Origin of the sequence: Daejeonella rubra, assembly GCF_900103545.1 — a bacterium.
GTDB lineage: Bacteria > Bacteroidota > Bacteroidia > Sphingobacteriales > Sphingobacteriaceae > Daejeonella > Daejeonella rubra.
Genome location: NZ_FNHH01000007.1, coordinates 92,895 through 107,279 on the forward strand (window position 1 = coordinate 92,895; position 14,385 = coordinate 107,279).

The 14,385-nt window shown below is 40.5% G+C and carries 16 protein-coding genes; 4 read left to right on the plus strand and 12 right to left on the minus strand.

The features are described 5' to 3' along the window. The 4 genes from BLR27_RS06960 to BLR27_RS06975 are packed head-to-tail and all read left to right on the plus strand — an operon-like array spanning position 1 to position 5,766. Positions 1-930: an EamA family transporter gene (locus BLR27_RS06960; protein WP_090702616.1), complete on the plus strand. Its 930-nt coding sequence runs from the start codon at positions 1-3 to the stop codon at positions 928-930. Positions 931-935: 5 nt separating this feature from the next. Continuing rightward, complete coding sequence (gene recG / locus BLR27_RS06965) at positions 936-3,041, plus strand: ATP-dependent DNA helicase RecG (protein ID WP_090702619.1); 2,106 nt, start codon at positions 936-938, stop codon at positions 3,039-3,041. A 38-nt stretch (positions 3,042-3,079) separates the two neighbouring features. Further along, positions 3,080-4,459, plus strand: coding sequence for a M20/M25/M40 family metallo-hydrolase (locus BLR27_RS06970; protein ID WP_090702622.1), 1,380 nt, complete (start codon positions 3,080-3,082; stop codon positions 4,457-4,459). A gap of 32 nt (positions 4,460-4,491) precedes the next feature. Then, complete coding sequence (locus tag BLR27_RS06975; protein ID WP_090702626.1) at positions 4,492-5,766, plus strand: MFS transporter; 1,275 nt, start codon at positions 4,492-4,494, stop codon at positions 5,764-5,766. On the opposite strand, the gene BLR27_RS06980 is transcribed toward BLR27_RS06975, so the two are convergent. The 12 genes from BLR27_RS06980 to BLR27_RS07035 form a co-directional block, all read right to left on the minus strand. Continuing rightward, positions 5,763-5,975: a PLDc N-terminal domain-containing protein gene (locus tag BLR27_RS06980; protein WP_245704463.1), complete on the minus strand. Its 213-nt coding sequence runs from the start codon at positions 5,973-5,975 to the stop codon at positions 5,763-5,765. The genes BLR27_RS06975 and BLR27_RS06980 overlap by 4 nt on opposite strands. After that, positions 5,972-6,196 (minus strand): PLDc N-terminal domain-containing protein, encoded by a 225-nt coding sequence (locus tag BLR27_RS06985; RefSeq protein ID WP_090702629.1) that lies wholly within the window; start codon positions 6,194-6,196, stop codon positions 5,972-5,974. The genes BLR27_RS06980 and BLR27_RS06985 overlap by 4 nt, the downstream gene beginning before the upstream one ends. Further along, entirely contained in the window at positions 6,193-6,414 is a 222-nt protein-coding gene (locus BLR27_RS18905) for a PLDc N-terminal domain-containing protein (protein WP_090702633.1), read from the minus strand. The genes BLR27_RS06985 and BLR27_RS18905 overlap by 4 nt, the downstream gene beginning before the upstream one ends. A 29-nt stretch (positions 6,415-6,443) precedes the next feature. After that, complete coding sequence (locus BLR27_RS06995) at positions 6,444-8,192, minus strand: ABC transporter ATP-binding protein (RefSeq protein ID WP_090702635.1); 1,749 nt, start codon at positions 8,190-8,192, stop codon at positions 6,444-6,446. Positions 8,193-8,269: 77 nt separating this feature from the next. After that, a complete protein-coding gene (frr, locus tag BLR27_RS07000) occupies positions 8,270-8,833 on the minus strand; it encodes a ribosome recycling factor (protein WP_090702638.1) in 564 nt (187 codons plus the stop codon). 79 nt (positions 8,834-8,912) lie between these two features. Further along, positions 8,913-9,620 (minus strand): UMP kinase, encoded by a 708-nt coding sequence (pyrH, locus tag BLR27_RS07005; RefSeq protein WP_090702642.1) that lies wholly within the window; start codon positions 9,618-9,620, stop codon positions 8,913-8,915. 31 nt (positions 9,621-9,651) lie between these two features. Next, positions 9,652-10,761: an N-acetylglucosamine-6-phosphate deacetylase gene (gene nagA / locus BLR27_RS07010; protein ID WP_090702647.1), complete on the minus strand. Its 1,110-nt coding sequence runs from the start codon at positions 10,759-10,761 to the stop codon at positions 9,652-9,654. A gap of 158 nt (positions 10,762-10,919) precedes the next feature. Beyond that, positions 10,920-11,759 (minus strand): translation elongation factor Ts, encoded by an 840-nt coding sequence (gene tsf, locus BLR27_RS07015; protein WP_090702652.1) that lies wholly within the window; start codon positions 11,757-11,759, stop codon positions 10,920-10,922. 144 nt (positions 11,760-11,903) lie between these two features. Beyond that, a complete protein-coding gene (gene rpsB, locus BLR27_RS07020; RefSeq protein WP_090702656.1) occupies positions 11,904-12,761 on the minus strand; it encodes a 30S ribosomal protein S2 in 858 nt (285 codons plus the stop codon). Positions 12,762-12,779: 18 nt separating this feature from the next. Continuing rightward, a complete protein-coding gene (rpsI, locus tag BLR27_RS07025; RefSeq protein WP_090702659.1) occupies positions 12,780-13,166 on the minus strand; it encodes a 30S ribosomal protein S9 in 387 nt (128 codons plus the stop codon). Positions 13,167-13,175: 9 nt separating this feature from the next. Then, positions 13,176-13,619, minus strand: coding sequence for a 50S ribosomal protein L13 (gene rplM, locus BLR27_RS07030; protein WP_090702663.1), 444 nt, complete (start codon positions 13,617-13,619; stop codon positions 13,176-13,178). A gap of 224 nt (positions 13,620-13,843) precedes the next feature. Continuing rightward, on the minus strand, positions 13,844-14,314 hold the full coding sequence (locus BLR27_RS07035) for a PH domain-containing protein (protein ID WP_090702668.1): 471 nt from the start codon (positions 14,312-14,314) through the stop codon (positions 13,844-13,846). Between the last annotated feature and the right edge of the window lie 71 nt (positions 14,315-14,385).

Genomic DNA, 14,385 nt, shown 5'->3' on the forward strand with positions numbered 1-14,385 from the left:
TTGAAAGAGGGCAGACTGAAATATTTTCTTGCTGCATTTTCTGCGGTAGTAATTTGGGGATTTTTTTCAATTCCCCTGCGAATGCTCCGGGATTATCCCTCTGATCAAATATTATATTACCGCATTTTTACTTCCCTGATATTAACGTGGACATATATTCTCCTTTTCAGGAAAAAACAGATCCGATCCGATATTCAATACATTCAAAACGAAGAGAAATTTAGCCGCAGGAAGATCATATGGCTTAGTCTGCTTGCCGGGTTATTAATAACCGGAAATTGGTTCACGTATATTTATGCTGTGAACAATGTGAATCTTAAATCTGCGGCTTTCGCCTACATGGTTTGCCCTTTGATCACAGCATTGGGTGGTTTCCTGATCTTGAAAGAGAAGCTTTCTGCTATGAAGCTGATCGCTTTGGGATTTGCATCTATAAGTATTGTTGTTCTGGCTCAGGGCTCCATGAGAGATGTATTATGGTCGGTACTTGTAGCAGCACTCTACAGCTTCTATCTGATCATACAACGGGTAATGATTCGAATCGATAAGTTTAATATGCTGGGCTTGCACTTACTTATTGCAACGCTGTTAATGCTTCCGTTTTTCATTTCTGATTTTGAACATTTTCCTTCTGATCCTGATTTCTGGATAATTATTGTAGTAATTTCCATTTTCTTTACCATTATTCCACTTTTTTTGAGCCTTTATGCTCTGATAGGGATGCCTTCCTCTACTTTAGGAATTATTATTTATATAAATCCCATTGTTGCTTTTGCAGTCGCATTTTTCTATTTTCACGAAGGAATCAGCCTGCATCAGCTTTATTCTTATTCGCTCTTGCTGGCGGCGGTCATAGTCTTTAACTGGGCTACGATCAAAGAAATATTATTTAAATCGCCGGCCGAAGAAAAGCCGGTAAATACCCCTTAACCGGATTGGCAGAACAGATCTTTAAAACCCCTGTTGAGTATTTAAAAGGTGTGGGTTCTCAACGTGCTGAGATCCTTAAGAAGGATCTTGAGATATTTACCTATGCTGATCTCCTTCAACATTATCCTTTCCGATACATTGACCGAACCCGTTTCTATAAGATCAGAGAGCTTAATCCGGATCTTCCTGCAATTCAGATTCTTGGACGGATCGTTTCAAAAGAAATTATTGGGGATAAACATGTCAAAAGGCTGGTTGCACGGTTTAAAGATGATACAGGTACTATGGAACTTGTTTGGTTCCAAAGTATCCGCTGGATCGATAAGATCGTTCAACCCGGGGCAGTTTTTATTGTGTTCGGGAAGCCGACACTGTTCAACGGACATTTTTCCATTTCTCATCCAGAGCTTGAGGCCTATCAGCCCAATGCTGTAAACCAGGGAAATTTAACTCTCCAGCCAGTCTATAGTTCTACTGAAAAGCTGAAGCAATTTAACCTCGATAGCAAAGGGATACAGCGGGCTCAGGCTGCACTGATCGATCAGGTGATCAGGCAAGTAGAAGAAACTCTTCCTGTTTATCTGATGCAAAGGCATGAACTGATCAGCAGGCAGAAAGCTCTGTATAATATTCATTTCCCTGAGAACGTAGAAATTCTGAGGGAGGCTCAGAAGCGGCTTAAATTTGAAGAGCTTTTCTTTATTCAATTGAAGCTGCTAAGAAGTAAAGTGCTGCGTACGCAAAAATTCAAAGGTTCCGTTTTTAATAATGTCGGAGATAATTTCAATACTTTTTATTCGGAAAAATTACCATTTGATCTTACTGGTGCCCAGAAGCGTGTAATTAAGGAAATTCGTCAGGATACTCAAAGAGGAGTACAGATGAACCGTTTGCTTCAGGGTGATGTAGGTAGCGGAAAGACTGTCGTTGCCTTGATGATCATGCTGCTGGCTATTGATAATGGATTTCAGGCTTGTATCATGGCCCCGACAGAGATTCTTGCTCAGCAGCATTATTTTTCGATTAAAAGCCTTTTGGGAGATGATTTTGTAAGTGTTGAATTACTTACCGGCTCTACTCCAAAAAAGGCAAGGAGGGGTCTGCACGAGCGTCTGGAGAGTGGTGAATTGAATATTCTGGTAGGTACTCATGCATTGATTGAAGATGCGGTGCAATTTCAGAACCTTGGACTGGTGGTTATTGATGAGCAGCATCGTTTTGGCGTAGAACAGCGGGCCCGCTTATGGCGAAAGAACATTATTCCTCCACATGTTTTAGTAATGACCGCTACTCCAATTCCCCGGACACTCGCCATGACGCTCTATGGCGACCTGGATATTTCAGTGATCGATGAACTTCCTGCAGGAAGAAAACCCATTAAAACGGTGCATTTATATCATAGCCAGCGTTTAAGAATGTTTGGCTTTATGCGTGAAGAAATAGCCAAAGGCAGACAGGTTTATATTGTTTATCCGCTGATCAAGGAAAGTGAAAAGCTTGATCTTTTGTATCTTGAAGCCGGGATTGAAGCGATATCTAATGAGTTTCCTCTCCCTGAATATAGGATCAGCATAGTACATGGAAAATTGGCGGCAAAGGATAAGGCTGCCGAAATGCAGCGTTTTGTGAAGGGTGAAACCCAGATCATGGTTGCAACTACAGTGATAGAAGTAGGGGTTAATGTCCCAAATGCAAGTGTCATGATCATTGAAAATGCAGAGCGGTTCGGACTGTCGCAGCTGCATCAGCTGCGTGGCAGAGTTGGCCGTGGAGCTGAACAATCTTTTTGTATATTGATGTCGGGTATGAAGCTTAGTCCGGATGCAAAAATTCGTTTGGATACCATGGTACGTACCAATGACGGATTTGAGATCGCTGAAATTGATCTGCAGCTTCGGGGACCGGGAAATATCGAAGGAACACAGCAAAGCGGTGTTCTTGATCTTAAATTAGCCGATCTTGCTCTCGATCAGCAATTATTAGCTGAGGCCAGAAAAACTGTTATTCAGATCCTCGAAGATGATCCTGAATTGGTTAATGATGACAATCGTATTCTGAGACAGTATTTTGAGACAAGATCAGGTGGCATAAGTTGGGATAAAATATCCTGAGGAAGGTGATTTGATAAAAAACAGTATAATCTATAAAAATGAAATTCTATAAAATCCTGATACCAGCTCTGTTTTTCGGAGCTTCATTATTTGCCCAAAATACTGATTCTGTAATGATCCGAAAGATCTATGATGAGGCATTGGCCAATGGACATGCCTATAAAAACCTTGAGTATTTGTGTAAAAAGATCGGTCCCAGGCTTAGCGGCTCCGTCAATGCACAAAAATCTGTCGAATGGACCAAAAAGCTTATGGAGGACTATGGTTTTGACAGAGTTTACCTGCAGGAATTGATGGTGCCGGTCTGGGAGCGTGGTGCAAAAGAGCTAGCCTATATTATTGAGGGTAAAACGAAAATACCTGTTCCTATTGCAGCCCTTGGTGGTTCCATAGCAAGTCCGATGCAAGGTATAACAGCTCCGATCTTGGAAGTCCAAAATTTTGAAGAGTTAAGAGCATTAGGTGAGCAGGTGGTTAAAGGGAAGATCATATTTTTCAACCGCCCTTTTGATCCTAGGCTATTTAATACGTTCAATGCATATGGTGGTGCTGTAGATCAGCGTGGTCAGGGAGCAATTGAAGCGGCAAAACTCGGAGCTGTTGGGGTGATCGTTCGTTCCATGTCAAGTATTGTTGATGATTTTCCTCATACAGGAGGAATGAGATACCAGGAAGGTGTTACAAAGATTCCTGCTGCTGCCATCAGTACAAAAGCTGCAAACTTACTAAGTCAGAAATTAAAACTTAGAAAACTACCTGCCATTCAATTTTATTTTAAGCAAAATTGCCGCACCTTACCTGATGCGGTTTCTTATAATGTGATCGGTGAGATTCGAGGCAGCGAAAACCCTGAAGGGATCATTACTGTCGGCGGGCACCTGGATTCATGGGATCTTGCTGAAGGAGCTCATGATGACGGAACCGGGGTAATGCAATCTGTTGAGGTTTTAAGAATATTTAAAAAGCTGAACATCAAGCCAAAGCACACGATCAGGGCAGTTATGTTTATGAATGAAGAGAATGGCTTACGTGGTGGATTGAAATATGCAGAAATTGCAAAGCAAAATAATGAGAAGCATATTGCTGCTTTGGAATCAGATGAAGGAGGATTCACTCCCCGTGGTTTTAGTGTAGAGAATGCCCCTCAGGCGCTGGCACATTTTTCCAAATGGAAACCACTTCTCGCTCCATACCGTTTAAATGAATTAGAGGCGGGGGGCAGCGGAGCAGATATTGGTCCCTTGAGAGTCATCCCCGGTGCAGTTCTCATTGGTTTCAGACCTGATTCACAGCGATATTTTGATATTCATCATTCAAGTAATGATGTGTTTGAAAATGTAAATAAACGTGAATTGGAGCTTGGGGCAGCATCCATGACTTCCTTGATCTATATGATAGATCAGTATGGTACTAAATAGGTAGATTATCACAATAATCAATATATCTCCGAATGGGTGATTTTAAGTCAGAGGCAGTTAAAACAGATCCGTATATAGCCATGCGCTTTCCCGAGTTCCGCTCGTATATAGCTATGCGGTTTCTCTTTACCTTTGCCTATCAGGTTCAAGCTGTCGTGATTGGCTGGCATATATATCAGCTAACAAAAGATCCCTTATCATTGGGTCTGATCGGTTTGGCTGAAGCTATTCCTTCCATAACGGTGACTCTTTACGGGGGATATATTGCCGATAAATCAGATAAGAAAAAGCTTTTAGTATGGATCATTGGCTCAATGCTTTGCTGTTCGGCAGTACTTGCTGTTGTAACTACCAATGATATGTTAAGTCTGCTTGGCCAGACACCGGTGATCATTATCATCTATGTGATGATATTTTTTATAGGTATCGCCCGTGGCTTTTATTCTCCAACAGCCTTTGCTTTAATGGCCCAGATCATACCGAAAGAGCATTATGCAAATTCATCTACCTGGAATAGCGGCAGCTGGCAAACAGCATCCATCATTGGACCTGCAGTTGGAGGTCTATTATATGCTTTTAGCGGGATAACAGCCTGTTTTATTGTGATCGTTACATTTGTAGCCCTTGCTTTGGGGTGTATCATATTTTTCGTTAAAAATTATCCGGCTTATTTTGTGCCTAAAGAAAATATCTTTAAAAGTCTGTCTGAGGGCATCCGCTTTGTTTTCAAAAGCCGAATGATCCTGGGAGCATTAAGTCTGGACATGTTCTCGGTATTTTTTGGTGGTGCTGTGGCTCTGATGCCAATTTTCGCTCATGATATATTAAAGGTGGGTGCTGAGGGACTTGGCTTTATGCGGGCGGCTCCTGCGCTTGGGGCAGTGATTACCATGTTTATTTTGGCAAAATATCCGCCAATGAACAAACCATGGAGAAATCTCCTGCTTGCAGTTGCCGGATTTGGAATTTCGATCATCTGTTTCGGGCTATCCAGAAATTTTTATCTCACTCTCTTGTGTTTATTCTTTGAAGGCGCATTTGATAGCGTCAGCGTGATCATACGTTCCACTATTTTACAGATTCTCACTCCGGAAGAAATGCGAGGCAGGGTATCGGCGGTCAATGGAATATTTATTAATTCCTCTAATGAAATAGGCGCTTTTGAGTCGGGAGCAACCGCAAGACTGATGGGAACTATACCATCTGTGATCTTTGGCGGAAGTATGACTCTTCTAATCGTTATTTTTACCTATTTCAAAACCAAAAGGCTTATACCCTTAAGTTTAAAACAGATAAACAGCCATTAAATTTGTTTGTTTCTTCCAACCACAAAGTAGATGATCGAGCCCAGAATTGGTGCGATCAGGATGACGATCAGCCACAATAGCTTAGTGTTTGTTGGCAGGTTGCTCTTGAGCAGATCCAGAAGGGTATATACGATCAGGATAAACCAAAGGATACCCATCAGGAAGCGTAAGAAACCCCCTATAAACAGAATTATTATTAATGTACTCATATTGCTTTTTGTTTACGGCCCCAGAAAAGATAGACAACGGCTCCCAAATATGGGGCTACCAGAATAAACAGTATCCAGAGGAATTTTTGTGTGGTACTTAGATCTTTTGATCTCATTGTATCAAATATTGCAAAAGGAATGACCAGAAGCAACGCAATGACGGCAAAGGCAATCATAATTAACTCCCATAAACCAAAGCCGCTTGTATATTCTGATATCATGTATTGCTTCTTTTTTGACTTTTTCCCAGAGTCAGGTACAATAATGCGCCTATTAACGGAGCAAAAAGAATGATTATTACCCAGATGATCTTATTAACAGGCTCACTGAACTGTGATTTCGTTAAATCAATCAGGGAGTAGACCATTAATACTAAAGGAAAGAATAAAATTATCCACTCCGATATCCCAATGTTCATAAACAGTAATGTGTTCATCATCTCTAATAAATTTACTTAAAAATTTATATTTACAATGAATATTTCTCACCTATCTGCTGACGCCACATGGCATAATACAATCCTTTTTCAGCAAGAAGCTCTTCATGTTTGCCAGCTTCGATGATGTGGCCCTTTTCAAGAACGAAGATCTTATCGGCATGCATAATAGTTGAAAGGCGGTGTGCGATCAGGATAGTAATATGATCACTGATCACTGAAACATCACGGATGGTCTCGGTGATCTCTTCCTCAGTTAAAGAATCAAGAGAGGATGTTGCTTCATCAAATACCAATATGTTTGGATGTCGAAGTAATGCTCTGGCTATTGAGAGACGTTGTTTTTCTCCGCCGGACACTTTTACACCACCCTCACCTATGATCGTATCAAGGCCTTTATCTGCACGCGCAAGAAGATTCTGACAGGCAGCTTTTTGTAAAACGAGCATACAATCTTCATCGCTTGCATCAGGACGAACAAAGAGCAGGTTCTCACGAATGCTTCCCGAAAACAGCTGGGTATCCTGGGTCACAAAACCAATTTTCTCACGTAGTTCATCCAGGTCGATACTGGTAGATGGAACCTCATTGTAAAGTACCTGTCCGCTACCCGGATGATATAGGCCTACAAGAAGTTTTACCAGAGTAGTTTTACCAGATCCGGAAGGCCCAACAAATGCGATAGTTTGCCCTTTTTCTGTTTCAAAAGAGATATTTTCAAGTGCATTTCGGTTTGAGGACTGATGTTTAAAGCTTACAGTATCAAATTTGAGGCTGTTTATTCGGCCTAAAACTGCCGGGTTAGCTGGTTTTTTCTCCTTAGGAGTACTTAATATTGCTTTGAAATTTTCCAGTGATACTTCAGTCTCCCGATAAATATTGATAATATTCCCAAGCTCCTGCAGAGGGCCGAAAATAAAGAAGGAGTAAATAAACAGAGAGAAAAACTCTCCTACACTGATCCTTCCGGCGAATATCAGGTAAAGCATCAGTAGCAGGATCATGTTACGAAGCAGGTTGACCAGAGTTCCCTGTATGAAACTGAGACTTCGTACATACTTTACTTTTTTAAGCTCAAGTTTTAATATTTTATCTGTCGTATTGTTGAGTCGTTTGATCTCCTGACTTGAGAGCCCAAGGCTCTTTACCAGCTCAATATTACGAAGTGATTCAGTTGTTGAACCTGCTAGCGCTGTGGTCTCACTCACAATGGCTTTCTGAACAACCTTGATCTTTTTACTAAGTACGGAGCTAATTACCCCAAGTACAGGTATAACAGATATATAAACTACTGCGATCGACCAGTGGATATTAATTGCATAAATAAATACAAAGGTCACACCAACCAATGAGGTGAATACAATATTGATGAGTGCAGTGATCAGTTTTTCACTATCCGTTCTTACCTTTTGGAGAATACCTAAAGTTTCTCCGCTTCGCTGATCTTCAAATACTGAATAGGGCAATTCCAGCGAATGTGCCAGGCCGTCGGAATAGATCTTTGCTCCCAGGCGTTGTGTGATCACATTGACATAGTAATCCTGGAAATTTTTCGCGATTCGCGAAACCATTGCTACACCCATTGCTGCCAGAATTAATAAACCAGCACCCTTAAAAAACTCTTCGGTTGTATATTCCTGATAGCGGGTCACATAGGTATCTATGATCTTTCGAAAGATCCAGGGATCGAGAAGAGAAAAGATCTGATTTACTGCAGCAAGAAGAAGTGCCAGAAAGATCAGGCTTTTATAATTCTTTAAGTAGTCTATTAATAGTTTCATCTTTTTGATTTTTTCATTAAAAAAGAAAGGGAACAAGCTAAATTCCTATTCCCTTTCTATTTATAAGTGTATCAAGATCAGACAGTCATTACATCTTTTTCTTTGGCCTCCATCAGGCGGTCAATTCGAACGATGCAGCTATCTGTTAATTTTTGTACTTCACCTTCACCTGTTTTGATCTCATCATCAGAAACTCCTTCAGATTTAGAGCGTTTGATCTTTTCATTCGCATCTTTACGGATATTCCTGACTGCAATACGTCCTTTTTCTGCTTCTTCTTTAACTTTTTTTACCAGGTCTTTACGACGTTCTTCAGTAAGAGGCGGAACATTTAAACGGATCACTATACCATCGTTCTGTGGGTTGAGGCCGATATTTGCTTCCATAATTGCTCTTTCAATAGGAATCAGCATTGTTTTTTCCCAGGGCTGTACCACAAGAGTACGGGCATCGGGTGTATTTACAGTTCCAATCTGATTCAGGGCAGTTGGGGTACCATAATAATCCACATAGATACCATCAAGCATTGTTGGCATTGCTTTTCCGGCACGGATCTTTACCAGTTCATTATCACAAAACTCAATGGCTTTTTCCATATGAGCTTTCGCATCATCCAGTTGTTTCTTTATTAGCTCGTTCATAATATATCTGTTCGATCTGTAAAATTAATTAAATTCCTGTTATTCTCAGGTATTTAAGCTTTACTCAGTCTTTGATTTCTTAGCCTTTCACTAATGTACCAATAGGTTCACCATCAACCAGACGCATTAAATTTCCTGGTTTATTCATATCAAAAACGATGATTGGCAGGTTATTTTCCTGACAAAGGGTGAATGCGGTCATGTCCATAACATTCAGGTTCTTTTTATAAACCTCATCGAATGTTATTTCATCGTATCTGATAGCATCTGGTTCTTTCAATGGGTCAGCAGTGTAAATTCCATCTACACGTGTGCCCTTCATAACAACATCTGCATTGATCTCAACTGCTCTCAGAGAGGCTGCAGTATCAGTTGTGAAATATGGATTACCTGTACCTGCACCGAAGATCACGATCCTTCCTTTTTCAAGGTGGCGGACTGCCCGGCGGCGAATGAAGGGTTCACAGATCTGCTCCATTTTAATAGCTGTTAGAAGACGTGTTTTTACACCTGTTTTTTCAAGTGCATCCTGTAAAGCCATACTGTTAATTACTGTTGCAAGCATCCCCATATAATCTGCCTGCACCCGATCCATACCTGCTTTTTCTGCACTTAATCCGCGGTAGATATTACCACCACCAATTACCAGAGCAATCTCTATTCCTTTAGCATGAACATCATGAATATCTTTGGCATACTGTGCAACACGGTCAATATCGATTCCGTATTGTTTTTCGCCCATTAATGCTTCACCACTTAATTTTAAAAGGATACGTTTGAACTTCATGAAGAGATTTTTTTAAAGTTATTAAATTATTTTAGTTCAGATTGCCTGAAATATAAGTGCTATGATGTTTGAGATTTTCATCGAAAACAATGATGTCGGCTTTATAACCTGCTTTTAACAGTCCGCGAGCACTATCTTTCATTAGTCGTGCTGGGTAGGTAGAGCCCATTCTTAGGGCTTCATCCAATGGAATGTTCACTTTTAACACGCAGTTTTCTACAGCTTTCAGCATGGTCAGGCAAGATCCGGATAATGTTCCATCGGGCATGGTATAGCGGTCTCCGGTAAATAAATGAGGATAAGCACCTTCCCGGCTCTCAGTAACAGCATCGGTGATCAGAAATAATCTTTCACCCAATTCACGTTTGGCCAGTTCGATCATAGGGAAACTTACATGAACTCCATCGGCTACGATACTGGTATATGGTTTCAGTTTAAAAATTGCCGGGATAAGTCCCGGTTCACGGTGATGAATTGGGGGCATTGCATTGTAAAGATGGGTAGCTGCCTGTACCGGATTATTTAAGAAGGTTAAAGCTTCTTCATAACTGGCATTACTATGTCCTGCCGATATAATGATATTATTGGAGTGGAGGTAATCAATTAATTCCTGATCCTGGAGCTCAGGTGCGATGGTCATCATTTTTAGTTCACCTTCTGCACGATCCACCCAGCTTTTGATCTCTGCAAGAGTTCCCTTTTTGATATATTTTTCAGGATGGGCACCTTTACGTTTTACGTTCAGGTAGGGGCCTTCCAGATGCAGGCCCAGAAAATTGCCTTTTGCTTTTTTGCGGTATGCTTTTGCTGCATCAATTGCTTTAAGTACCACTTCATCACTATTGGTTGCTGCTGTGGCGAAAAATCCGGTTGTGCCCTGAGCGAGAAGATCTTTTTCCATCTGTTCCAGACTATCCTCATCCGGCAATGCTCCGAATAATTTGCCTCCGCTGCCATAGATCTGCAGATCTATTAAGCCGGGAGCAATGGATAATCCATGAAGGTCAGTGATTTTAAAATCTGCAGGTATTGCCGATTGGTCGGTGATCGAGAATATCAGTCCGTCCTGAATCAGGATTGCTTTGTTCTCTAATTTTTCTTCCCCGGTAAATATAGTGGCGTTTATCAGTGCAATATTCATCCGTTTATTTTTTTGTTTTTAATTATCAGATGGAGCCTTTTATGGTTAAAATAATCATAACCTCGTATGTTTAATGGTTATTTTAATCATGTCGGGTTTATGACGCAGGAATTTTCAGACAAAAAAAATCCTCTCCGTTTTGGAGAGGATTTTAAATATTAAGCTCCTAACTGAACCCGCTTGAATGCGGTAACGGTGAGGCCTTTTTCTACATCATTTAAAAACTGTGCGACAGTTTTAGAAGAGTCTTTAACAAACTCCTGATTTAGTAAAGTAGAATCTTTATAGAATTTATTAAGCTTACCTGCTGCGATCTTTTCAACCATTTCTTCAGGCTTGCCTTCTGCACGGATCACATCTTTAGCAATTTCAAGTTCTCTTTCGATAGTTTTTGAATCAACATCTCCTTTATCGATAGCAACCGGGTTCATTGCAGCGATCTGCATTGCAACATCTTTACCAACTTCATCAGCACTAGCAGGATTAGAGTTTAATGCTACTAATACGCCTAAACGGTAATTTCCGTGGATATAAGCGATAACTTTTTCACCTGTTACAGACTCAAATTTAGAAACACCAACTTTCTCACCGATCTTTCCAATTTGTGAAATGATGGTATCAGCTAATTTTTCGCCATTAAGTTCAAGTTCAACCAGTTCTTCTAATGAAGCAGGATTTTTCTCAATTGCCAGATCAGCAATGCTATTTGCAAATGCAACGAAGTCAGCGTTTTTTGCAACGAAGTCGGTTTCGCAATTGAATTCAATAACAACTCCACGTTTTCCGTCAGCGGTTGTTTTTGCGATAACTACTCCTTCATTTGATTCACGATCCTGACGGCTGGCAGCAACTTTTGCACCTTTCTTACGAAGGTTATCAATTGCAGCTTCAAAATCACCGTTTGCTTCGGTCAATGCTTTTTTGCAATCCATCATACCGGCTCCGGTTTGCTGGCGTAATTTATTTACATCTGCGGCAGTAATTTGTACTGTAGACATGTTATTTTCCTTTTAATCCTTTGAATCCCCGCCTTGGGCGGGGATCTAAGGAAATATTATTAAAATTAATTTGATTGTCGTTGCGGATAGAATCCGTTTGTGATTGAGGATTTTCTCCCTTGTCGTTGCGGATTAATTCCGCAATTATTCTTCGCTTTTAGCTTCTGGTTCAGCTTCTACTGCAACACCTTCAGGTCCAGTAGCCTTACGGGTACGTTTTCCAGGAGTAGCTGCTTCGTCTTTTGCTTCGCCTTCAGTATCTGCTTTTGCTTTTGCAACTGCAGCTTCTTTATCAGCTTCTTCTTCTTTCTCGCGCTTGCGCTCATCTAATCCTTCGTGGATAGCTTTCATGATTACATCTGTGATCAATGTGATTGATTTAGTTGCATCATCGTTCGCCGGGATAGGGAAGTCGATATTTGACGGATCAGAGTTAGTATCTACCATTGCAAAGGTTGGGATGTTTAATTTCATCGCCTCAGCAACTGAGATATGTTCTTTCTTTACGTCAATAATAAATAAGGCTGCAGGTAAACGGTTCAGATCAGCGATACCTCCAAGAAGGGCCTCTAATTTGATACGCTCACGCTGAATCATTAATTTTTCTTTCTTTGATAATACGTCAAAAGTTCCGTCTTTAGTCATCTTGTCGATGTTTGACATCTTTTTGATCGACTTACGTACAGTAGCAAAGTTAGTTAACATACCACCTAACCAACGCTCGGTTACATATGGCATATTTACAGAACGAGCTTGCTCAGCAACAATATCTTTCGCTTGTTTCTTTGTAGAAACAAATAAGATCTTGCGTCCTGATTTTACGATCTGTTTGATCGCAGCAGCAGCTTCTTCTAATTTTGTTAAAGTTTTATTTAAGTCTATAATGTGGATGCCATTACGCTCCATGAAAATGTACGGTGCCATTTTCGGATCCCATTTGCGGGTAAGGTGACCAAAATGTACACCTGCATCCAATAAATCCTGATATGTTGTTCTTGCCATTGTCTGATCCTCCTGAGATTAACGTTTACTAAATTGAAATTTCTTACGGGCTTTCTTACGACCTGGTTTCTTACGCTCAACCATACGGTCATCGCGGGTCATAATACCTTTAGCTCTCAATGCAGGTTTTTTCTCTGGATCCAGCTCTACAATAGCCTTGGCAATTGCTAAACGAACGGCTTCTGCCTGTCCTTTAACACCACCGCCGGCAACGTTTACAATCACATCGAATTTTCCTGTTGATTCAGAAACTTCGGTTGACTGCATTACGATATATTGTAATGGCAATGTTGGAAAATATTCCTTGTAATCTTTACCGTTTACGGTAACCTTGCCGCTTCCATCTGTTAGATAAATGCGTGCAACTGCTGTTTTTCTTCTTCCTGAAGTGTTTGTAGTTGACATTTCTCTTAATTACGGTTTAATGGTTTGAGGATTTTGTGCTGCATGCGGATGTTCAGTTCCTGCATAAACGAACAGGTTCTTGTACAATGCACGGCCCAAACTGTTTTTTGGTAACATTCCACGTACAGCCTTCTCTACCACGCGGGTAGGATGCTTTGCCATTAACTCTTTTGGAGAAATGAATTTCTGACCTCCAGGGTAACCTGTGTAAGAAACATATTGCTTGTTGGCAAATTTGTTCCCTGTCAGTTTTACTTTGTCTGCATTGATAACGATTACATTATCTCCGCAGTCTACGTGTGGGGTGAACGATGGCTTGTTTTTTCCTCTGATGATCATTGCGATCTTAGAAGACAAGCGCCCCAAAATCTCGCCCTGAGCGTCAACAACTACCCATTCTTTGGTGGCGGTCGCTTTGTTGGCAGAGACAGTTTTGTAACTTAACGTATTCACTTGCTTGAATTTAAATTATGTATTATTTATTAATTGCCCTAAAAATAGGGACTGCAAAGATACGAGAATTTGATTAATTGGCAAGGGGGAAATGGAAAAATTTTGATATTGAATTGAATACCGCTCTTTTATTATGAGTTGAGTTCAACACCATCTGTTAAGTGAAAATAAGTATTGGGAATAATGTGTTTAAGGTTGAAAGTCAAATGTTATGGATCTTTATACTAAGATATAGGCTTAAACCCTTTGAATTCTGCAACAAAGGCTTCTGCTTCATCCGGACTGATAAGTATCTTTTTGCTGTCCTTTTTTATAATTAATATAGGTTTATCCCTGCGGGTTACATACCAGGTCATATTGCCTAATTGAGTATTGGCGAATTTTCCGAACCAGCCGAAAAGTCCCCCAACTCCAAATGTTCGTATTGAGCCCGAAATCGCACTTTTGTCTATCAATTTCAGGCTTTCAATATCAGACCTGTTAATATGAACACTTTTGAGCAGCCTGCGTATGATCAGCTCATCTTCAGTGATCTCATAGCTTAAGGGTTTCAGAAGCAGGCATATTAAATAGGTAAGCAGTAAAATAATGGCAAGCGGCAGGATAAAATTAAACACGATCAGGGCGCCAAAAAGAAGGGTTACTATGTTGGTTATAATGACTGCAGTTTTGTCAAGAGAGGCTTTGTAAATCATAGGACCAGATTATTTTTGATAATATTTTGTATCATAAGGTATAAAATATTAACCTGTTTCTGATGCTCTTT

Bases quoted from the DNA above. Each gene is read 5' to 3' on its own strand.
- BLR27_RS06970 (WP_090702622.1), top strand. From the start codon at position 3,080: ATGAAATTCTATAAAATCCTGATACCAGCTCTGTTTTTCGGAGCTTCA.
- BLR27_RS06975 (WP_090702626.1), top strand. From the start codon at position 4,492: ATGGGTGATTTTAAGTCAGAGGCAGTTAAAACAGATCCGTATATAGCC.
- BLR27_RS06980 (WP_245704463.1), bottom strand. From the start codon at position 5,975: ATGAGTACATTAATAATAATTCTGTTTATAGGGGGTTTCTTACGCTTC.
- BLR27_RS06985 (WP_090702629.1), bottom strand. From the start codon at position 6,196: ATGATATCAGAATATACAAGCGGCTTTGGTTTATGGGAGTTAATTATG.
- BLR27_RS18905 (WP_090702633.1), bottom strand. From the start codon at position 6,414: ATGATGAACACATTACTGTTTATGAACATTGGGATATCGGAGTGGATA.
- BLR27_RS06995 (WP_090702635.1), bottom strand. From the start codon at position 8,192: ATGAAACTATTAATAGACTACTTAAAGAATTATAAAAGCCTGATCTTT.
- frr (WP_090702638.1), bottom strand. From the start codon at position 8,833: ATGAACGAGCTAATAAAGAAACAACTGGATGATGCGAAAGCTCATATG.
- pyrH (WP_090702642.1), bottom strand. From the start codon at position 9,620: ATGAAGTTCAAACGTATCCTTTTAAAATTAAGTGGTGAAGCATTAATG.
- nagA (WP_090702647.1), bottom strand. From the start codon at position 10,761: ATGAATATTGCACTGATAAACGCCACTATATTTACCGGGGAAGAAAAA.
- tsf (WP_090702652.1), bottom strand. From the start codon at position 11,759: ATGTCTACAGTACAAATTACTGCCGCAGATGTAAATAAATTACGCCAG.
- rpsB (WP_090702656.1), bottom strand. From the start codon at position 12,761: ATGGCAAGAACAACATATCAGGATTTATTGGATGCAGGTGTACATTTT.
- rpsI (WP_090702659.1), bottom strand. From the start codon at position 13,166: ATGTCAACTACAAACACTTCAGGAAGAAGAAAAACAGCAGTTGCACGC.
- BLR27_RS07035 (WP_090702668.1), bottom strand. From the start codon at position 14,314: ATGATTTACAAAGCCTCTCTTGACAAAACTGCAGTCATTATAACCAAC.